General features: G+C 65.1%; 21 protein-coding genes and 1 tRNA gene. 9 read left to right on the top strand and 13 right to left on the bottom strand.

Annotated features, from left to right (window positions below; all coding sequences use genetic code 11):
• Nucleotides 1-57 precede the first annotated feature (57 nt).
• Nucleotides 58-2,022, top strand: coding sequence for an ArnT family glycosyltransferase (locus ABIA30_RS21255; protein WP_370069009.1), 1,965 nt, complete (start codon nucleotides 58-60; stop codon nucleotides 2,020-2,022).
• Nucleotides 2,023-2,396: 374 nt separating this feature from the next.
• Here the strand turns inward: ABIA30_RS21255 and ABIA30_RS21250 are convergent, their stop codons facing one another.
• On the bottom strand, nucleotides 2,397-3,350 hold the full coding sequence (locus tag ABIA30_RS21250) for a LysR family transcriptional regulator (protein ID WP_370069007.1): 954 nt from the start codon (nucleotides 3,348-3,350) through the stop codon (nucleotides 2,397-2,399).
• Nucleotides 3,351-3,520: 170 nt separating this feature from the next.
• On the opposite strand from ABIA30_RS21250, the gene ABIA30_RS21245 reads away from it, so the two are divergent.
• Genes ABIA30_RS21245 through ABIA30_RS21225 form a run of 5 tightly spaced genes read left to right on the top strand, consistent with a single transcriptional unit; the run spans nucleotide 3,521 to nucleotide 8,261 of the window.
• On the top strand, nucleotides 3,521-4,399 hold the full coding sequence (locus tag ABIA30_RS21245) for an SDR family NAD(P)-dependent oxidoreductase (protein ID WP_370069005.1): 879 nt from the start codon (nucleotides 3,521-3,523) through the stop codon (nucleotides 4,397-4,399).
• 2 nt (nucleotides 4,400-4,401) lie between these two features.
• On the top strand, nucleotides 4,402-5,538 hold the full coding sequence (locus tag ABIA30_RS21240) for a sulfotransferase (RefSeq protein WP_370069003.1): 1,137 nt from the start codon (nucleotides 4,402-4,404) through the stop codon (nucleotides 5,536-5,538).
• Nucleotides 5,539-5,554: 16 nt separating this feature from the next.
• A complete protein-coding gene (locus ABIA30_RS21235) occupies nucleotides 5,555-6,622 on the top strand; it encodes a hypothetical protein (protein ID WP_370069001.1) in 1,068 nt (355 codons plus the stop codon).
• A gap of 16 nt (nucleotides 6,623-6,638) precedes the next feature.
• A complete protein-coding gene (locus tag ABIA30_RS21230) occupies nucleotides 6,639-7,451 on the top strand; it encodes a mycofactocin-coupled SDR family oxidoreductase (RefSeq protein WP_370068999.1) in 813 nt (270 codons plus the stop codon).
• 36 nt (nucleotides 7,452-7,487) lie between these two features.
• Nucleotides 7,488-8,261, top strand: coding sequence for an SDR family NAD(P)-dependent oxidoreductase (locus tag ABIA30_RS21225; protein WP_370068997.1), 774 nt, complete (start codon nucleotides 7,488-7,490; stop codon nucleotides 8,259-8,261).
• 570 nt (nucleotides 8,262-8,831) lie between these two features.
• On the opposite strand, the gene ABIA30_RS21220 is transcribed toward ABIA30_RS21225, so the two are convergent.
• From ABIA30_RS21220 to ABIA30_RS21180, 9 genes are all read right to left on the bottom strand, one after another.
• Nucleotides 8,832-9,413 carry a hypothetical protein gene (locus ABIA30_RS21220; RefSeq protein ID WP_370068995.1) on the bottom strand — a complete coding sequence of 194 codons (582 nt, stop codon included), beginning with the start codon at nucleotides 9,411-9,413 and terminating at the stop codon, nucleotides 8,832-8,834.
• 129 nt (nucleotides 9,414-9,542) lie between these two features.
• Nucleotides 9,543-9,752 carry a hypothetical protein gene (locus tag ABIA30_RS21215; RefSeq protein ID WP_370068993.1) on the bottom strand — a complete coding sequence of 70 codons (210 nt, stop codon included), beginning with the start codon at nucleotides 9,750-9,752 and terminating at the stop codon, nucleotides 9,543-9,545.
• 3 nt (nucleotides 9,753-9,755) lie between these two features.
• Complete coding sequence (locus ABIA30_RS21210; protein ID WP_370068991.1) at nucleotides 9,756-10,400, bottom strand: hypothetical protein; 645 nt, start codon at nucleotides 10,398-10,400, stop codon at nucleotides 9,756-9,758.
• A complete protein-coding gene (locus ABIA30_RS21205; protein WP_370068990.1) occupies nucleotides 10,397-10,627 on the bottom strand; it encodes a hypothetical protein in 231 nt (76 codons plus the stop codon). Before ABIA30_RS21205 ends, ABIA30_RS21210 begins: the two co-directional genes overlap by 4 nt.
• Nucleotides 10,628-10,741: 114 nt before the next feature.
• On the bottom strand, nucleotides 10,742-11,059 hold the full coding sequence (locus ABIA30_RS21200) for a hypothetical protein (protein ID WP_370068988.1): 318 nt from the start codon (nucleotides 11,057-11,059) through the stop codon (nucleotides 10,742-10,744).
• Nucleotides 11,056-11,763: a helix-turn-helix domain-containing protein gene (locus ABIA30_RS21195; protein ID WP_370068986.1), complete on the bottom strand. Its 708-nt coding sequence runs from the start codon at nucleotides 11,761-11,763 to the stop codon at nucleotides 11,056-11,058. Before ABIA30_RS21195 ends, ABIA30_RS21200 begins: the two co-directional genes overlap by 4 nt.
• A 45-nt stretch (nucleotides 11,764-11,808) precedes the next feature.
• Nucleotides 11,809-12,111 carry a hypothetical protein gene (locus ABIA30_RS21190; RefSeq protein ID WP_370068984.1) on the bottom strand — a complete coding sequence of 101 codons (303 nt, stop codon included), beginning with the start codon at nucleotides 12,109-12,111 and terminating at the stop codon, nucleotides 11,809-11,811.
• A gap of 551 nt (nucleotides 12,112-12,662) precedes the next feature.
• Nucleotides 12,663-14,231 (bottom strand): YfjI family protein, encoded by a 1,569-nt coding sequence (locus tag ABIA30_RS21185; RefSeq protein ID WP_370068982.1) that lies wholly within the window; start codon nucleotides 14,229-14,231, stop codon nucleotides 12,663-12,665.
• Between the two features lie 172 nt (nucleotides 14,232-14,403).
• On the bottom strand, nucleotides 14,404-14,631 hold the full coding sequence (locus ABIA30_RS21180) for a helix-turn-helix domain-containing protein (protein WP_370068980.1): 228 nt from the start codon (nucleotides 14,629-14,631) through the stop codon (nucleotides 14,404-14,406).
• Between the two features lie 59 nt (nucleotides 14,632-14,690).
• Here ABIA30_RS21180 and ABIA30_RS21175 point away from each other — a divergent pair, with 59 nt between their 5' ends.
• From ABIA30_RS21175 to ABIA30_RS21165, 3 genes are read left to right on the top strand one after another with little or no spacing between them, the layout of a single operon-like run.
• Nucleotides 14,691-15,299, top strand: a complete 609-nt coding sequence (locus tag ABIA30_RS21175) for a hypothetical protein (RefSeq protein WP_370068978.1) — start codon at nucleotides 14,691-14,693, stop codon at nucleotides 15,297-15,299.
• 2 nt (nucleotides 15,300-15,301) lie between these two features.
• The gene (locus tag ABIA30_RS21170; RefSeq protein ID WP_370068976.1) at nucleotides 15,302-15,880 is read left to right on the top strand and encodes a hypothetical protein; all 579 of its coding nucleotides are present in this window, start codon (nucleotides 15,302-15,304) and stop codon (nucleotides 15,878-15,880) included.
• Nucleotides 15,881-15,882: 2 nt separating this feature from the next.
• Entirely contained in the window at nucleotides 15,883-17,061 is a 1,179-nt protein-coding gene (locus ABIA30_RS21165) for a tyrosine-type recombinase/integrase (protein WP_370068974.1), read from the top strand.
• Between the two features lie 80 nt (nucleotides 17,062-17,141).
• On the opposite strand, the gene ABIA30_RS21160 is transcribed toward ABIA30_RS21165, so the two are convergent.
• From ABIA30_RS21160 to pgm, 3 genes are all read right to left on the bottom strand, one after another.
• A tRNA-Ala gene (locus ABIA30_RS21160) sits at nucleotides 17,142-17,214 on the bottom strand.
• A 56-nt stretch (nucleotides 17,215-17,270) separates the two neighbouring features.
• Nucleotides 17,271-18,536 (bottom strand): MFS transporter, encoded by a 1,266-nt coding sequence (locus tag ABIA30_RS21155; RefSeq protein ID WP_370068972.1) that lies wholly within the window; start codon nucleotides 18,534-18,536, stop codon nucleotides 17,271-17,273.
• Complete coding sequence (gene pgm / locus ABIA30_RS21150; protein ID WP_370068970.1) at nucleotides 18,533-20,167, bottom strand: phosphoglucomutase (alpha-D-glucose-1,6-bisphosphate-dependent); 1,635 nt, start codon at nucleotides 20,165-20,167, stop codon at nucleotides 18,533-18,535. Before pgm ends, ABIA30_RS21155 begins: the two co-directional genes overlap by 4 nt.
• Between the last annotated feature and the right edge of the window lie 15 nt (nucleotides 20,168-20,182).

Here is a 20,182-nt window from a genome sequence, read left to right as displayed (position 1 = left end):
CCTTCACTCACGGGGGGCCCAGTTGGCCCCCAGATCATGAGAGGCATGCTCCACACCATGACCGCATCTGTGTCCAGTCGACCGGACGAAGCTGATTCGACGCCGGCCACTTCGGACCCGCGCTGGACGCGCCCCGCACTCGCCGGGCTGCTGGTGGCGACTGCGGTGAGTTGGATCGCCACACTCGGGAAAATGGGTTGGGCGAACGCCTTCTATGCGGCAGCGGTGCAGGCCGGCACCAAGAGCTGGAAGGCTTTCCTCTTCGGCTCGTCCGATGCGGCGAACTCGATCACGGTCGACAAGCCACCTGCCTCACTGTGGCCGATGGAGCTGTCCGCCCGGATCTTCGGGGTCAACACCTGGTCCCTCTTGGCGCCACAAGTGCTGCTGGGCGTCGCATCAGTGGCTTTGCTGTACGCCATCGTGCGGCGCCAATTCGGTGCCGCGGCGGGCCTGATCGCCGGTGCGGCACTGGCGTTGACGCCGGTGGCCACACTCATGTTCCGCTACGACAACCCCGATGCACTGCTGGCGTTGTTGATGGTCGCCGCAGTCTGGGCATTGATGCGCGCCGTTGAGGATGGCCGAACCCGATGGTTGGTGCTGTGCGGTGTATTCGTCGGATTCGGTTTCCTGACAAAGCAAATGCAGGTGATGCTGGTAGTTCCCGGCCTGGGACTGACCTATCTGATCGCCGGTCCTACCCGTCTGCGGACCCGGCTGGTGCAGCTGATCGCGGCGCTGGTGTCGATGATCGCCGCAGCCGGATGGTGGGTCGCTCTGGTGACATTCGTGCCGGCGGCCGACCGTCCCTATGTCGGCGGCTCCACGGACAACAGCTTTCTGAACCTGACCTTCGCGTACAACGGACTGTCCCGCCTCACCGGCGGCAAAGGTGGCGAGGGTGGCTTCCCGATGTCACCGGGTGGCCCTGGCGCACCGGGATTTCCGCAGGGCGGCCACGGCGTCCCTCCCGGTGGCCATGGGTTCGCGTTCGGAACCGAGGCCGGGTGGGCCCGGCTGTTCACGGGCGAATCGGGCGCCCAGATCTCCTGGTTGCTACCCACCGCTCTGGTCGTGCTCGTCGTCGGAATCATCTTGCGCGGGCGAGCTTCCCGAACCGATGCGCAGCGCGCCCAGTACCTGGTGTGGGGTGGCTGGTTACTCGGCAGCGGCATCGTCTTCAGCTTCATGTCGGGCATCTACCACGACTACTACACGGTGGCTCTGTCGCCGGCGATCGCTGCGTTGGTGGGCATCGGCGTGACGCAGCTGTGGCAGCACCGGTCTATCAAGTGGGTTGGCCTGACACTGGCTACGACGGTTGCACTCACTGCAGTGTGGTCATGGGTATTGCTCAGCCGCACAGCCGATTTCGTGCCCTGGTTACGGTGGACAGTGCTGGTGGTCGGAGTGGTGACAGCAGCGTTACTGGCGCTTCAGGTGCTGCGGGAATCGTTGTCGCGGCGGGTCGTTCTGGCCGCGGCCATGTTGGCGACCGCAGCGGCGGTGGCCGGCCCGCTCGCGTACAGCGTGCAGACCATCGCGACTCCGCACACCGGCGGCATCATCACCGCCGGCCCGCCTGTCGGCGACCAGCACTTCCCCGGCGGTCCTCCGGGATTCGACAAGACGCCGAGCGATCACCTGGTGCAGTTGCTGAAAGCCAATGGCAGCAACTACATCTGGGCGGCGGCCACCAACGGGTCCAACGATGCCGCCAACTACCAGTTGGCCACGGGTGATCCCGTGATGCCCGTGGGTGGCTTCATGGGCAGCGACCCGTCACCGACGCTGGCCCAGTTCCGGCAGTACGTCGCCGATGGAAAGATCCACTACTACATCGTGTCCCGCGGCCCGGGAGACCGGCCGCCGTTCGGCGACGCCGAGGGGCCGCAGGCCGGTGGTGCCAAAGAGCAGACCGAGGGCACCAAGATCGCCGACTGGGTGAAGCAGAACTTCACTGCCGCCACTGTCGACGGGGTGACCTACTACGACCTGACCGCACCGCACACGCACTAGCGGCCGCTCACGAAACTCAACCGCCAGGTTGTGGTCCGCAGTAGTCGGCCACAACCTGGCGGTTGATTGTTTCGTCCGGCGAGCCAGAATCGAGGCGGAGGAGGCTGGGCACCGGCAACTGCCGCACTAAAGAACGCAGCCCCGTCGACAAGCACCTGCGCCGGTCGACGACACTGCCTGTGCTGCATGGACATTCAAAATCGGAGCGGGCTTTCAAACGTGGAGCTAAGGGGATTCGAACCCCTGACCCCCACACTGCCAGGAGCGAGTGAATGCGACGAGTAGGCGAAATACACTGTTATAGAGGTGGTTTCGCGTGCAACGGTCGTCAGCGTTGTCGTCAGAATTGTGGTCGACCGAACGCCACCGGATAGCTAAGCGAAGCTCGGGTTCCACGGCTCTGTCGACAGGAGCTGGGCCGGCCAGCGCCCGGACTTGATCAATCGGGCGGTCTCTTCTCGGATCGTGTCGCCGACCTTGGCCACGAACTGTCGTGGGAGATCCAACTGTGCGGTCGCCGCAACGCCGAGATGTTGACTGAGGGAGGGTTCAGCGATGGGCGAGTAGCGCATTCGGCCATCTTCGAGCTCACGTCCAACCGCGGAGAGCGGCAGTACCGCGTACGCAAGACCCGCCTCGACGAGACTCTTGACAACTTGCAGGGAGTCAGTCGTAGTTCGGTAGCCGATAGCGACCTTCATTCGTAGTGCTGCATTCTCGAGCGAGTTACCAACGCCGGTCGGTGATCGCGGTATCACGAGCGGCAACTCGACGAGCTCGGCGAATGTGATCTCGCGGCTCGGCTCCATGCCCGACTGCCGACCTCCAACGAGTACGAGGTGCTCCACGAGGAGTTCGCGGAAGAACACACGGTCGTCGGGAACCGGATTGATCACGGCGACATCGACCGAACCCTTCAACATCGCCTCGACCAATTGATCCGTACTCCCGACTGCCACAGAAAAAGTCGCACCGGGAAACACGGTGTTCAGGCTTGCTATGAGCGGCGCCGCCAAGACTCCGATTGCGGTCTCGGGTAGCCCGAGCAGAATGCCGCGCTCGAGCCGCGCCAGCGGGGATCCGACGTACCGCACGGCGAGCTCCAGTTGGCGCAACGGAGCGGCCGTCGACGACCGCAATCGTTCGCCTTCCTCGGTCAGCTGAACGCCCCGCCGAGTCCGGTGGAATAGCGTGACACCTAAGTCCTCTTCGAGCAGCTGCACCTGGCGACTCAGTGCCGGTTGCGCGATTCCCAACAGGCTCGCCGCGCGGGTAATCGAGCCTTCTTCGGCGACGCGCAGGAAGTACTTCAGTCGGTGCGTATCCATCGTTGTTCAGCTATACCAGGCATCCAATATCGGCATGGCTGGACCACGAAATCGGTATTACCGTCCTGACCTCTGGCCGCCATAGTGTCGCCACCGACGAGCAAGACGGCACAGAGAATGCCCATGCCGAGCAGGCTATTCAGTGCCGAGACGACAGGTGAGGAGCATCGATGACGATGCCGAATGACGACGAGGCGGCCATACGGGCACTCAATCTGGATCGGCTGCCGACGCACATCGTCGACAAGCGGGTCACCGACTTGATGGATCTCACGGGCCAGAAGGCGTTCTGCACCGGAGCCGGTGGCGACGGCCTCGGCCACGCGATCGCCAACCGATTGGCAGGCCTGGGCGCAGACATCGCCCTGGTCGGTCGAACCCTGGAGCCGCTGGAACGCCGCGCAGCCGAGATTGCGGCGCGCTGGGGAGTGCGCACTATCCCGGTCCAGGCGGACATGTCCGACTGGGATCAGATACACCGGGCGGTCCGCGAAGCCCACAAAAACCTCGGCGGGCTGGACATCATGATCAACAACCCGGTCATGGTCGCAGCCGGCCCGTTCGAAACGCAGACCAAGGATCAGATCGACCTCACGGTGCTCGGCAGCCTCACCATGATGATGTATGGCGCGCATGCCGCCCTGGAGTACCTGCTTGCGCAAGGTTCGGGAAAGATCATCAACATCGGCTCGGTCGGTGGACGAGTCCAACAGCGTGGCCTAACCGCCTACAACGCGTGCAAGTCTGGAGTCATCGGCTTCACGCGCAACCTCGCCCACGAAGTCGCGCCGCGCGGAGTGAACGTGTTCTGTGTAGCACCCGGCATCATGATCAAAGAACAGATGAAGCAGTACCTCTTCGACCCGCAGAACGACCAACAACGCGCCGGACGCAGAGCGATCATCGAATCCATCACCCACCAGGTCCAGCTCGGCCGCGCCTCGCTTCCCGAAGAGGCAGCCAACATGGTGGCTTTTCTGGCGTCCGACGCGGCCAGCTACATGTGCGGGCAGACCATCGACGTCGCCGGCGGACAGTGGATGGGTTGATCATGGCGACCCTGAAGGACATTCAGGACGCGGCGGTCGCGCACACAGGTCTCGACGACTTCGGAGACGACACCTATCGGGAGGGTCTGGAAGTCCTGCTGGCGTCGTTGCGCGACGAAGCGCGGCTCAACGCTCGCGGTGAGGCATTCATCCGCCAGCGCATCATCGGCTACCTCGGTCAGCGGTTACAGGTGGAGGACTGGTATCACCGCCACCCCGAGATCGACGACCAACCGATCGCTGCGCCACTGATCGGATTGGGGCTGCCACGCACCGGGTCCACCGCTCTGTCGATGCTGCTCGCACAGGACCCCGACGTACGGTACCTGCGCCGCTGGGAGTCGTCACAGCCCTGCCCGCCACCATCCACCGTAGAGGGCGTCGATCCCCGCGTCCCGCCGGACAAGGGCGAGATGATCGGTTCGCGCTACCACGTGCCGACCGACACGCACGGGCCGATGGAGTGCCACGAGTTGATGGCGCTGAGCTTCTGCTCTCACATCTTTCAGTCGTTCGCGCAGATGCCGACGTACTCGACATGGTTGGTCGAGACGGCCGATCTGCACTCCACACTGTCCTATCAACGGCGGGTGATGAAACTGCTGCAGTGGGGCGAGCCAACGCGGCGCTGGCGGTTGAAGTGCCCTTCACACGTGTTGTGGCTCGAACAACTGGATTCGGTGTTCCCCGACGCGAAATACGTCATGACGCACCGCGATCCGACCGATGTCATCCTGTCGGTGGCCGAGCTCTATGCCGACATCGTCGGATCGTTCACCGATGACATGGACAAGCCTTACCTTGGACGGCTCAACGTCGACCACTGGTCGCTCGGTATGGATCGAGTTTTGGCCTTCAGGGCCGGGCCGGCCGCAGACCGGTTCTACGACATCGACTTCCGGGCGATGCAAGATGACCCGATCGGTGAAGTAGAAGGGCTGTACCGATGGCTGGACGAATCGGTCAGCGCGGAGTTCGAGGCGCGCATGCGGAATTGGTGGACGCGAGCCGCAGCTGAGCGAGAGCCAAGTCAACGCGCGGACCCCATCGAGTTCGGTATTGACCCCGAGCGAGTCCGACCCCGGTTCGCCGACTACGTGGAGCACGCGCACCGCTGGACCACCCACGAGAACCACTGAGAGTCAGGAACTAGGAATGGCAGTCGATTTGACAGGTGGCATCGACCCGGCCCGCGAGTACGTGTACGCGACACGTCCCGACAATCCGGAGATGCGCGACTCGGTGAGTTTTTGGACGATGGATGATCGCGGCGAAGTCGGTCTGCCGCGGATCGGCATTGAGGCCGTTGCCGCCAATTGGGACAATCACGACATTCAAGTGAACGTCGCGTTCCCCGACGGTCGGGTATACCGGCTGCGCAGTAACGGACCATCTCTGCCTGCCGAAGGACCCGAGGGGAACCCCACTGTGCTGGGAGCGGGTGGTCTGGCGTTTCGCTGTGTGAATCCGTTCGACACATGGACGATGACTTACGACGGTAAGGCCGTGCAGACCTCGACGACTGATTTGCTTGCCGGCAAGAAGGACGGTCCGCTGGTGGACGTCGCGTTCACCGTGGAAGCGAAAATGGCAGTGCCGCCGTGGATTCAGGGCGCACTTCATCTGGATGCGGCCGATCGGCTCAAGACGTCGATCGAAGGCGACCTGATGGGCGGCCCACGTTACGAACAGCTCTACCGTGCCTCCGGTTCGCTTGCCATAGACGGAGGTGAGCGCCTGGACTTCACCGGTAGCGGGCTGCGAATCCGCCGCCAGGGTGTCCGAAAATTAGCCGGATTCTGGGGCCACACGTGGCAGTCCGCGGTTTTCCCCAGTGGCAAGGCATTCGGATACATCGCCTATCCGCCGCGCCCCGACGGACAGCCCACCTTCAACGAGGGCTACCTGTTCACCGGTGATGGTGAGCTCATCCCCGCGCGTGTGATCGAGGCGCCGTGGTTGACCCGGTTGCAAGCGCTCGGTGAAGACGTGTCTCTGGTGCTCGAAACTTCCACTGGCACAGTACGAATCGAGGGTAAGACGGTGTTCTCGACCCACGACATCCACCACGACGACGACATGTACTCCATGCATGCGCTCAAGCAGGAGATGCCGATCTTCCCCGCTCTTCAACAAGCCGGTGTGCGTTACCGCTGGGACGGGGAGGACACCTACGGCATGCTGGAGCGGTCGAACCCGCTCGACAAGATCATCCGGGATTAGTGGCGTGGAGCCACGAATGAGCGGACGGGTCGCCTTGGTGACTGGCGCAGCTCGCGGCCAAGGCCGAGCCCATGCCGTGCGACTGAGCGCCGAGGGCGCCGACCTCATCCTGGCCGACATCGCCGGACAACTGCCGCCCGGCGTGCCTTACGACTCACCGACCCCAGCCGATCTCGATGAAACCACCCGGCTCGTCACTGCCAACGGCCGCCGCGCCATCACCGCGGCGGTCGACATTCGTGACCTAGAAGCTCTACGTGCGGCAGTCGACGACGGCGTCACGCAACTGGGTCGACTCGACGCGATCGTTGCCAACGCCGGAATCTGTTGTCCCGCAGCATGGGATCAGATCAGCGGACAGGACTTCCAAGACACCATCGATACCAACGTTGTCGGCACGTGGAACACCGTGATGGCCGGGGCACACCACATCATCGACGGTAATCGGGGCGGTTCCATCATCCTCATCGGATCCGCTGCGGCGGTGAAGGTTCAGGCGTTCATGGTTCACTACACCGCAAGCAAGCACGCGATTACCGGTCTGGCGAGAGCCTTTGCGGTCGAACTAGGGGTGCACAACATCCGGGTGAACAGCCTGCATCCCGGCTCCGTCGCAAGCCCGATGGTCACGACAGGCGGCATGGTCAAGGCGCTGAACCTGGCCCGCGAGTCGAACCCACGACTCGGCAACCTCCACACGCCGCTGCTACCGCAGGAAATCGTGATGGCGGAGGACATCGCCGATGCGGTCGCCTGGCTGGCGTCGGACGAGTCGAAATTCGTTACAGCAACGGAACTCTTGGTAGACCTCGGCGTGTCGCACTGCTGACGATCACGTAACCGGAAACGAAAGGGAGCCACGCTGATGCGAGGACTGCACGGCAAGACCTTCATCATCGCGGGTGGCGCAACCGGCATCGGCGCCGGTACGGCCAATCGCCTTGCGGTAGAGGGTGCTTACGTCGCCATAGGCGACGTCAACATCACCGCCGCGCGGATGACAGTCGACGCCATCAACGCCAAGGGCGGACGAGCCATCGCCGTCGAGTTCGACTTCGCCGACGAGCACTCGGTCAGTGACCTCGTCGACACGACACTGCGTGAGTTCGGCCATGTCGACGGCCTTTACAACGTCGGTGCGGATTTGTCGGCAGAGGTCAACGGTCGCGACCTCACCGTACTGAACACCGGATTGGACATCTGGTGGCGAACCCTCAACGTCAATCTGCTCGGCTACGTACGCACCATCCGTGCCGTCCTCCCCCACCTTCGTGCGCACGGCGCGGGCAGCATCGTCAACACCTCCTCGGGAGGATCTCTGGGCGTCGATCCGATGCACGTGGCATACAACGCGTCGAAGGCCGCGGTGAATCAACTGACGCGTCACGTCGCGAACAACTATGGCAAAGAAGGTATTCGGTGCAACTGCGTGATGCCGGGCCTGGTGTGGGGCGAGACCCAGGAGAACCAACCACAACTCGCCGGTCTCCAAGACATGTTCATCGCATCAGCCAAGACCACCCGAGTCGGGCGGGCATCTGATGTCGCCGGCATCGTGGCCTTGCTGTTGTCTGACGAGGGCGAGTGGATCAATGGTCAAACGTGGTATATCGGCGGTGCGGCACACATGCGGCAATGATTCCGGGGCTATGTCGATCGGTCCCAATGGGAACATATGGGCCAACGAACGACTGCTTGAACGGTCCACCTGTCCACCTCACCTTGCCTCATCTCGTTGCTCTACTACGCGATCTGCTGGATTACCACATCGCGGAGACGGCTCGTGCGTATACATGCGGCCGGGGTAGCCGCTGATGTGGTCGCGGCCTGGCTCGGTCGCACCGAGCGGATGACTCAGGCTGTCTACGGCCGACCGACGACCGGCTCACCGCCACCTCAGCCATATTTTCGACAGCGATAGGGCAAAGGTAGGACAACGGCACAGAACGCGACCTTGTCAGCAAAACAAAACCCGCCCCGACCGAGGTCGGAACGGGTTTCAAACGTGGAGCTAAGGGGATTCGAACCCCTGACCCCCACACTGCCAGGGTGAAACAGGTTGTGCTGGTCTGTATTCGGGCGTCCAACGTATACCTAAACGTCCACGTCAAACGGTCCGATTTGTGCTGATCTGTCTAACTCGTGTTTGCCCGTGACTCAGAGTGTTAGGACACCGTTAGGACACATCGAACGGGTGTGCGCAGCGGCGTCAGTAGTACCGACCAGCGGCGTACAGGCTGCCCGGTTCGGCACCCTCACGGATCGCCCGGGTGTACCGGTGCGCGTCGGTCGCCGACGGGATGCTGAGCGCGGCGAGCACGTCGGCATGTTCGATCCGGCGCTGTTTGTCGAGCTGCAGCGAGAGTCGGCAGATTGGACCCCACAACCGGCTCACCTGCGGCAACGCGTCGAGCACCGCACCCATGGGGTTCTGCCCGTGCGCGAACGACATGCGTTCGATCTCGCCGTTGTCGTGCGTGTGGTGCGTCGACAAGGCCACAAGCACTTCCTTCAACGACGGGGCGCGCCCAGCGTCGAACGTCATCTCAGCGGCCGCACCGGCTGCCAGTGCGACCGGCGCGCGATGCTCGCCCAGCGAGCCGTACGGCTCGAACTTCACGTATCCGGCGGCGTGTGGCTGCTGGCCGATGCGCGCGGGTGTGCTCAGCAGCTCGGCCCGATCAACGCGGAGATCCTGCACCACAGCGAGGCAGGCGTGCGCGCTCTCGTGCACGGCGGTGGCAAGGCGGCGGTTCGCGTCGGCGCTCAGACCGGCAATTCCCCTGGTCACGATGTGCTCCTACATGTAGTTGGTTTGGGCGGTCTAGCGGTGACGCTGAGTCGGGTAGGCCCACAGCCATGCACCCGACTCAGCGCCGCCTCCCTTAGCACTGACCAGGTGTTTCGGGCGATCGGTAGCTCACTGCGGGCCTCGTGCGTACGTGCCCAGATACGGCGCTGCGCTCAGGTTGGGCGGGGGCGGCGGCACGTCATCCGCGGCGATGGCGGTCTGGTCGTCCGCTGCCCGGTACGGATACGGCGGCACGAACCCGGTCGCGTCCTGTGCGGTGTGTCGGGTGACGTCGTCCATCTTGTCGCCGCCGCCGCTTTGGGTGTCCTGATCAGGCATTTTTCATCGTCCTATCTGTGCGAGGCGGCGAGCTGCGCGCTCGGCGTCCCGTCGTCCGGCCTGCTCGGCGTTGAATTCGGTCAGCGTTGGAAGTGCTTGCCGCTCGCGGAGTTTCGGGATACGCCGCTCCAATGCCAGTGCGGCGGTGTCGACCTCGCGCAACGCGCGCTCGATGCGCTCGCTCGCGGACGGTTTACCGCGCAGTTCGTTGGCACCCGGGGGCAGTGCGCGGCCGAGCAGTTTGCGCAGGTCAGCGGTCACCTCGGCGGCGTAGTCAGCCAGCACCGCCGACCATGTGCCACTGGTGAGCATGTCGTCGGTGATGACCGGCTGACGTGGCCGGACGGCCAGGTCCACCGCCAGGCGGCGCGTCTGGCCGTCGGCGGCCCGGGATTCTCCGACCAAACCAGCGGCGGCGTGCACCACCTCGGCAACGGCGTCGGCGAGCTGGTCGACCTCACGGCGTGCGGAAACAGGTCTGACCAGCGTCGATACCGAGTAGGCCAGCGGCCCACAGATCGCGGTGACCTCGCGTGTCAGATCGAACGTGCCGCCGTAGACGATGGGCAGCACCTTGCGACGGCGGTCGCGCTGTTCGTCCAGTGACACGGCGCGGCGCGGTGGCTGCGGCTGCTTGTGGCCGATCACCGCGCCACCGCCGCCCGCAGATCAGCGGCCAGTCGATCGACACCGGTAGGGCTGAGCTGGCCCGCGTTGGCGTCAATGGCGCGCTTGGCGCGGTGATACGCCAGACCCTGCCGAGCTTCGATGCAACGAGGATCGGTGTCCGGCGCACCGCGGCTCTTGAGACTGGCCAGCGTGGCCGACCAGCTCGACGCCGACCGGCTGGCCGGGTCGCTTGTGAGAGTTGCCATGACGCCATCGTTGCACCCGACGGTGCACAGCAGCGGCGACCGCACCGCGTCGGCGTTTCGACAATGCAGCACCGTTAACGCATTGTGCCGCAGCCGATTACGCCGCCATGCAGGTCAGTCGTCCAGACGCGGAAACATCACGTCGCCGTCGAACCCGGCACGGCGCGCGAGGCTCGGACGCGGATCGACGTCGCTGCTTTCGGTGAGCTTGCGCGCGAACCCGCCGACGTGACCGACGCCGGTCACGTCGCGCGCGGCCAGAACCTCGGCCAACGTCACGCGCACACGGCGCTGCCCCGGCGGCAGCGGTTCGGGTTCGACCGGCGGCAGCACCGGCTGCACTGCGACTGGCACCGGCGGCTGCACCGGCTCGACCGGCGGCTGCACCGGTTCGGCCAGCGCGCGGCGCAGCTGGTCGCGCAGGCCGCTCACGATGCCAACCTGCGATAGCGCGCAAGGATCGCCGCCGCCTCGTCGTCGGTGGCGGCAGCGGCGGCAACAGCGAGCACGTGATCCGGAATTCCGGCCAGATCGACCGGTTCGGGTTCGTGCTCGACCGGCGTCGGCACGCCGATATTCGACCAACCGTCGTTTCCGCCGCTGTGCGCCACGCTGAGCGACGATTCGCCGTCGGCTGGCCCGTCAGTCTCGAGCGGCCCCGTTTGGCGGCCTGCGTCGAACACCGCCCGCACCTCGGGCACGTCGGGGAACACCTGCCTCAATGTTTCGGGCCGCAGCTCCGTAATCAGCGCGGCCATCCGCTCGGCGAAGTCGACGTGTGACAGTTCGTCTGGCGCAACCTGTACCCGCTGCGGTGCGTTCAATCCGAGCAGTTTCGCGCGGCGGTCGATCACCCGCAGCACGATCATGCTGGCGTCGGTGTTGCCGCCGATCGCTGCGGACCAGTGCGCCGCCGTGAGCGCGTCCAACCGCTCGCATTCGATGGCCCGCAGCTCGGCGGCACCCTCGTGCTCGACGCGAGACAGCAGACGTTCCACCGCCTTGCGTGCGCCGCTCTCATCGGAGTAGCCGAGCTCGGCGGCGATCGCGCGATAGGTCGCGCCGGTCTTTCGCAGTTCGATGGCTTGGACGGCACGTTGCCGCTCGTCGGGTTCGGGTCGGTCAGGTCGGGACATGGTTCACACCTTTCGGGGTCGGACAGGTTCAAGGACGGACACCGCTCACACCGCCACGTGAGCCCGGCAGCGGGACACCGGTAGCGGTCGGCGGGCCTGTCGGTGCCGGTCGATCTCAGCGGCGGCGGCGGCACGGTCCCAATCGGTCGCCAATCGGACGTAGTTCTGGCCGCCGACTTTCACCGCCGTGACCTCGTGGCGTTCAAACAGGTTGGTCATCGCCGCCGCCTTCGCCTGATCGCTGCCCGGTATCCGTGCCCGCACCGCCGCCCACGGTTGCAGCTCGGTCGTCAGCTCGGCCCGGATCGCCGCTGCCATCCCGGTGTCGGTGTTGTGGTTCTCGGTCATAGTCACGCCTCGTTTTCGGTGAGTCGGTGTTGTGGATCGGTCATCGGTGGTCGCCGCCGCTGCCGTCGAGGCCCGGCAGTGCGGCATGGGTTCTAGGTCACGGGGTCACCGCCCGCCGCATGACCGTGCGGCACCGCGTGCGGCACGTAGTGCGGCACCGGAAAACACAGCCCCACCTGCGGATATCGGTTGCCGCCGCTGCCTGCAACCGGCAGATGCCGCACGGTGCCGCATGGGTGCCGCATGTAATGCCGCACGACGCTCACACAGCCTGAGCAGCGAAAACGCCGATGTGCCGCACGAGCCGCACGATTTCGGGACGTTTCCGGTGTTCACCGCCGCGTCCTTGCCGCCGCCGTGCCACCGCTCGGAGCACAAAACCGCAGGTAAACATACATAAAGGTCTAATTTTGTAGTTCTAGAGACCCTGCGCATGTGCGGCACATTCACGGGAAACCGTGCGGCACGTGCGGCATCTAGGTGTTTTTGCAGGTCAGTAGCGGTGCCTGCAATGCGGCACCCGTGCGGCACCATGCGGCACCGTGCGGCGGTCACCACAGCGTCGCTCCGTGCGGCAGCGTCGCCAGCGGGTGCAACCACACCACCTCGCGACCAAGATCCTTGCCGCGGGTGATGATGTTGAAGTCGGCCAGCGCGTCGAGTATCGGTTCACGAATGCTCTTGCGCCGCAACACACTTGGACCACTTTTGCCGATGTTCCGCACCGGGATAGCGGCCAACGGCATCGCCGCCTCACACCGTCGCAGGTAGTCACCAGCGGCGGCGAGGTCGGACACCTTCACCCCGCAGGTGTCGGCGATACCGAACGCGGCGCGGGTGTGAGCGGCAAAGAACTCGCCAATATGCCGGGCAGCGACGACCGTTTCGGGCGATATCGGCAGGTCGACGCCGGTCGCACCGTGCTCGGCCATGTGGCACAGCAGCGCAATGCGGACCACGCGACCGACGTGCTTGCCACCCCACGATTCGAGGTCGCCGCTCAGATCGCCGCCGTTGACCAGCCGCCGTTCGACGCGGCGCTGAATCTCGGCGATCTCGGCACGCGCCGCCGGGCTGAACTTGACCGCGACCGGTGCGCCGTCGCGTTCGTGCAACCGGCGGGCCAGGTCGGACAGCGCGGCGGCGTAGGCGGCGGTGACGTGTTCGGGCAGCGGCACCGCCGCGTCAGGATCGCGGCTGCCGATCATCGAGCGCGGCTGTGCGATCGACAGCCGGGACAGCAGGCCGGTACCGGCAAACCGCTCATCGGCGCACACCTTGTCCAGCACCGATGGCTGCACAGCCAGGCAGACAGTCAGCGCCGGGCGGTCGATCGACTCGCCTTCACGGCCCACGCGATCAACGATGATCGGGTCACCCGTGTAGCCCTTATTCCAGCCATCGAGGTTCGCGCCGCCCTTTGAGTACCGACCGGTCAGCGTGTCGAACATGCCGCCCTCGGCTGACACCACAGCCAACCGTCCACGATTGGCCGCGAGGCGGCTGTTCAGGGCCTCCGGTGTCGCGTCGTCGGCCAGCAGACGCCGCAGTTCGGGCACGTCGATTGTCGCTGCCACGGCGGCGAGTCGAACGGCTGTGGCCACTCGATCCTCACCGCCTGCATCGTCGCCGCGACGGGCCTTGTCCTTGTTGATGGCGGACGCGTTGCGCTCGGCATTCTTAGCCTTCTGCTCGGCGATCCGCTTGCGGGCCAGGGCCTCGTCGCGGCGCGGTCGCACTGCTTCGATCATGGCCGTCTCGGCGGCGCGCAGCGGCGCGATAATCGGTGACTGGGCAGCCGATTTGCGTTCGCTCGGCCCGACGGCGATCACCAAATGAAGGACGCCTACCTCGCGCCAGTCGTGCTGTACCTCGGCCTCAACACAGCCGCCGCACGCTGCCGAGAGTGCGCCGAGCACCATCGTGCAACTCATGGCGGTGTCGACCTGTAGCGCCTCGGCCACCGCACCGGCCATCAACGCATACGGACCCGGCAGCGCGGCGAGCGGAAACGGCGGCAGATACCCGGCCCGCAACGGTTGCGGGTCACCGTCGAACTTGTCGGCGACGACGTTTCGTTGCTGCTCATCGCCGGAATGAAACTCACCGTGGTCAGCCATTGGCGGTATCCTGATTCTGTTGGGTCATGCACATGGGGGTATGGCCTCTCACCTCGGAAAGAACGCCGCCGGTCACCGTCAACCGGCGGCGTTCATCGTTTTCGGAGCTTGGGCGGCGGTGACCGGGCGACCGGGCTGCGGGCGAGCGATCACCGCGCGGCCACCGCCGGGCTTATAGCTGGTCGCGGTCGCCGAGCAGGCGGAGCAGACCGGCAGAAGGCACGCGAACGCGCTTCGCGCCGAGCTGGATAGTCGGCAATCGCCCTTCGCGCGCCATGCCGTAGGCGTAGCCGCGACTCACGCCGAGGTATCGCGCAGCCTGTTCGACGCTGATTGTCGGTGGGCCGCTGCGCAATTCATCCAAACTCGGTGCCGTTCGTGTGGTGGTTGTCTGAGTCATTCCTACATGTTGTCAGTTTGTACTGATAGTTGCCAGGGCATTCTGCTATCGTTCTGCACATGAGTTCTGATAGCGGCCCCGCATCGCGGGCGATCAAGGGTGACGTAGACCTCGGCAGCATCCGGCGCATCAGCGGCACGCGCGGACAGGATGACGGGCTGATCGAGCTGCGTCTAGTCGGTCACCCATATCGATACCGGGTGCGCGTCCAGGTGGACGACCCATATCGAGCCATTGCGGAAGTCGGCGGCACTGCGCCGCGACTGGTGGAACTGCACTTGCTGCCCGCCGATCATGACGCCCCCGCCGAGATAAGCCCGGCGACTATCCGAAACGTGCCAGTCCGACGTCTCGCCAACGCTGCGGCCCGTTGGATCGCAAGTTCCGACGGGTCATTCATCGGCGTGACCGAGTCGCGCGATCCCACCATCAGACTCCGGCCTGACAGGCCAGCGGGCGTCGGCAAGCACCACAAGCTCGATGACGTGCACTACCGCCGCGTGGCCGATCTGCTCATCGCCGCCCGAACCATCGGCGAATCGCGGACGTGGGTGGCCGAACAGTTTGGCGCGACAAAACCCACGTTCGACCGATGGATTGCCGAGTCCAAACGTCGGGGGTTCCTCCCCCGCGACTGGGCCACCAATGACGCCGACCGGGAGAACTGACGATGACCGCAACGAACGAACAGACACATCGCCGCTGGAACCAAATCGCGCGCCACTTCAACGGCGGACTTATCCCCGGCCGGAACGATCTGCCCGGGTGTCTATCCGATGCGTTCGATGCAGGTGCATTCCTATCCGATAGCGGACAACTCGACACGCAGCTTCTCGCGGTAGCAGTTGAGAGCACTTGGACGGCAGCCGAATATCCCGAGGGCCAACTAGATGATCACGAACTGTGGCAGATCATGTTTGATCGTGCGCGGGACCACCTAGAAGTTCCCACCGCACCCGTCACTCTGTACCGCGGTGTACGTCACGAATGGGCAGCCGCGCACATGTCGTGGACTGGCACGCTGGCTGTTGCGCAGTGGTTCGCCGACCGCTACAGCAACAGTCATGGCGCAGGCGGGCGGGTCTACGTTCTGCGTGGTGTCGAGCCCGCGCACGTCCTTGCCCGCGTCACACACGGCCGGGGAGAGAACGGTCGAGGTGAAGATGAGTACGTGCTCGACCCGTTCTATTTGGACGACGCTCCGATCGAACTCCACGAACTTCGGCAACCCGCCGATCAGGAGAACTGACGATGACCGCAACGAACGAACAGCCCCGTCCGCGCGGCGAGCGTGCCGACAGCAGTATCAAGAAACTGCCCGGCGGTCGGTGGCGCGCACGTCCGACGCTCGGCACCGACCCCGTTACCGGTAAGCAGGTCCGGCCAACCAAGGTGTTCGACACCAAACGAGCTGCGCAGGACTGGGTTACCGAGCAACGCGAGCAGTGGCGCGCGGCGACATGGGCACCCAAGTCAGACCAAAGTTTCGATGACGTGGCCGATCACTGGCTCAAGCTGCGCGCCGCCGATTCATCCATCGGCCCGAACACCGTCCGCGCTGACCGCGAGTCGCTGGCCTACGCACGCCGGGCGTTCGGTGCGGTGCCGGTCCAGAAGCTGACCCCCGCCGCCCTGGCCGACTGGTCGGCCACGCTGACCGGCAAGGGCGGCAAGGCACTGGCACCGGCCACCAAACGGCGGGCCATCGTTCGAGTCAAATCGGTTATGGCGCACGCCAAGCGGATGCGTTGGGTCACCTACGACGCCGCCGCCGACCTCGCCGCACCCGAACAGAAGGCCATCACCGCCGCTGCTGCCGACGACATATGGACCCCGGCGCAGATGGGCGCGTTTCTCGACCACGTTGCCGGTCACCGCCTCAGCGGGTGTTTCGCCCTGACCCTGCTAGGGCTGCGTCGCGAGGAAGTCGGTGGGCTGCGCTGGCAGGACATTGACCTAGATACCGGCGCGCTGCGCATCCGACAAGCTCGGGTCGACGTCAACGGCAAGGATCACATTGTGCCGACCAAGACAGACCGGTCAGCCCGCGATCTACCGCTGCCGCCCCGCGAGCTGGCGATGCTCAAGGCCATGCGCAAAGTCCACCAACGCGAGCACCTGGCCATCGGCCGACCTCTGACCGACGCTGATCTATTACTCGCACGCGCCGATGGCACGCCGCTGCCGGTGCGCGACTACTCGCGCGCGTTCGCCGCCCAGCGCAAGGCGGCGGGACTCAAAGCGATACCGCTCGGCAAGGTGCGGCACTCCAATATCTCGCGGATGCGGGCAGCGGGTGTCGCCGCCGATGTTGTGGCCGCGTGGCACGGTCACACCGAGCGCATGACGATGGCCGTATATGGGCGCGTGACCGATGACCGGCTCACCGCCGCCTCGGCTGTGTTCTCGACAGCGATAGGACAAAGTTAGGACATTTGGCCCGGCAAGCACTCTTGCCAGCAAACGAGAAAACCCGCTGTCGACCGAGGTCGCAGCGGGTTTTCTGCCTGTGGAGCTAAGGGGATTCGAACCCCTGACCCCCACACTGCCAGTGTGGTGCGCTACCAGCTGCGCCATAGCCCCTTGATTTGTGCTTGTTGAAGCTACACCACGAGCACTACCGGGGACAAAACAGCTGCTCAGAGCGACCCCTCTACCGGCTCGTGGCCCAATGGACAGATTGGCGTCTGCTCTTCGTCACTGAAAATCCGGGTCTCCGGGGCCATCAGCCAGCCCAGCGCCGCCACCAGCAGAGTCACGCCGCTGACCGCGAACGCCGCCGCGAACGATACGTGCTGAGCGATCTCCCCCGACGCCAGTGAGCCGACGATGGCGCCCAGGTCGGACATCATCTGGAAGGTCGCGACCGCGGTGCCGCCGCGAGCCTTGTTGCCGATGATGTCGGCAACGGCGGCCTGCTGCGGCGAGATGAAGACGCCGGTCGCCATTCCGGTGACGAACGCAGCCAACAGGAACACCGGCAGTGATGTGGTGCAGCCGAGCAGCACCGTCGTCGCTGCTGACACCGTCAGACCGACGATCAGCAGGACCCGCCGACCAACCCGGTCGGACAGGTGCCCGCTGGGGATCACCGCGCACACATTGCCCACGGCGAAGGTCGCCAGAACCAGTCCCGCCATGCCAGCGCTGCGGTGCAGCGCGTCGACCACGAACAGCGGCACCAGCGCCACACGAAGACCCAACGCGGCCCAACCGGACGCAAAGTTGGACAGCAGCGACGCGCGGTACGCGCGGTTCCGCAGCGCCGCGCGCACGGAGACCACCGGCCCGGTCGCCTCCTCGGGCGCAGCCAGGGCCGAATGGCGCAGGCTGACCAGCACCACCGCGGCCGCCACCAACAGCGCCAGCCCATAGATACCGAACGGCACCGCTAGTCCAAACCCAGCGGTCAAACTGCCCAGCACCGGCCCGGCCACGCCGCCGATCAGAAAGGCGCTGGAGAACAATCCGGCGACCCGTCCGCGGGCATCGGGCGGCGACATCCGGATCATCAGCCCGAGCGAGGACACCGTGAACATGGTCGAGCCGGCACCGCCCAGCGACCGGAACAGCAACAGCTGCCAATAAGTCTGCGCAAAGGCGCACGCCAGGGTCGATACCGCGACGATCAACAGCCCACTCAAGTAGACGCGGCGCTCGCCGAGCTTCTGCACGAGCACGCCACTGGGCGGCGCGAAGATCAGGCGCATCAGGGCGAACGCGGTGATGACGAAGGTCGCCGCACTGATGCTCACCCCGAAGTGCCGCGCGTACTGCGGTAGCACCGGCGCCACCACGCCGTAGCCGAGCGCAATGACCACATTGGCGCCGGCCAGCACCCAGATCTCCGCGGGTAGCGGCGAGCCGACGGGCGTCTTACAGTCGCCCTCCGATAGCGAACTCACCCGATAACTGTATGCACCAGCTCACGTGCGGCATCCTGGACCTGCGCCAGATGATCGGGACCCAGATATGACTCGGCGTAGATCTTGTAGACGTCCTCGGTGCCTGACGGACGGGCGGCGAACCAGGCGTTCTCGGTGGTCACCTTCAGTCCGCCGATCGGGGCGCCGTTGCCGGGTGCCGCGGTCAGCTTGCCGGTAATCGGCTCGCCGGCGAGTTCGGTGGCGGTAACCTGATCGGCCGACAACTTCGACAGCCGGGCCTTCTGTTCCCGGTCGGCCGGAGCGTCAACCCGGGCGTACGTTGGGGCACCGTACTTTTCGGTCAGTTCCGTGTAGTGCTGCGACGGTGTACGGCCGGTCACGGCCAGGATCTCCGAGGCCAGCAGCGCCAAGATGATGCCGTCCTTGTCGGTGGTCCACACCGATCCGTCGGTCCGCAGGAACGACGCCCCGGCACTTTCCTCGCCACCGAAACCGATTGTGCCACTGACCAATCCATCGACGAACCATTTGAACCCGACGGGCACCTCGATCAGTTTGCGCCCTAGACCCGCGACTACCCGATCGATGATCGAACTACTGACCACGGTTTTGCCGACCGCCGTCGAGTCCGCCCACCCCGGCCGATGGCCCAGCAGGTAGTCGATGGCCACCGCCAGATAGTGATTCGGGTTGAGCAGCCCGCCGTCAGGAGTGACGATGCCGTGCCGGTCCGAGTCGGCGTCATTGCCGGTGGCTATCTGGTAGCTGTCCCGGTTCGCGATCAGCGATGCCATCGCATTCGGTGAGCTGCAGTCCATCCGGATCTTGCCGTCGGTGTCCAACGTCATGAACCGCCAGGTCGAATCGACCAACGGATTCACCACGGTCAGGTTCAGGTCGTACCGCTCGGCAATGGCACCCCAGTAGTCCACGCTCGCCCCACCGAGCGGGTCAGCGCCGATCCGGATGCCTTCCGCGCGAATCGCATGCAGGTCAACAACATTCGGCAAGTCATCGATATAGGCGTCGAGGTAGTCGTGCCGCTCCGTGGATCCCAGCGCGCGGGCCAACGGCATACGTTTCACATCGCGCAGGCCATCACGAAGTATTTCGTTGGCGCGCTTGGCAATTGCCGACGTCGCGTCGGTGTCGGCCGGGCCACCGTTGGGCGGGTTGTACTTGAAGCCACCATCGCGCGGCGGGTTGTGTGAAGGTGTGACAACGATGCCGTCGGACAGGTCCGTGTCGCGGCCACGGTTGAACGACAGGATGGCATGGCTGACGGCCGGGGTCGGCGTGTAGCGGTCGGCGGAGTCGATCATCGCCACCACCTCATTGGCCGCCAGCACTTCCAGCGCGGTGACCCACGCCGGTTCGGACAACGCATGAGTGTCACGGCCGATGAACAACGGCCCAGTGGTCCCCTGGGCGGCCCGGTACTCGACGATGGCCTGGGTGGTCGCCAGGATGTGCGGCTCGTTGAATGCCGCGTCCAGGCTGGACCCGCGATGCCCCGAGGTCCCGAACACCACCTGCTGGTCGACGTTATCCGGGTCAGGCGCCACCGTGTAGTACGCGGTGACCACGTGGGCCACGTCGATGAGATCGTCGGGCTGCGCCGGTTGCCCGGCACGCGGATTGGCCGTCATGGCCACGATTGTGCT

The organism is Mycobacterium sp. MAA66 (genome assembly GCF_041261665.1).
Taxonomy (GTDB): domain Bacteria; phylum Actinomycetota; class Actinomycetes; order Mycobacteriales; family Mycobacteriaceae; genus Mycobacterium.
This window is presented reverse-complemented; position numbering and strand designations above follow the sequence as displayed.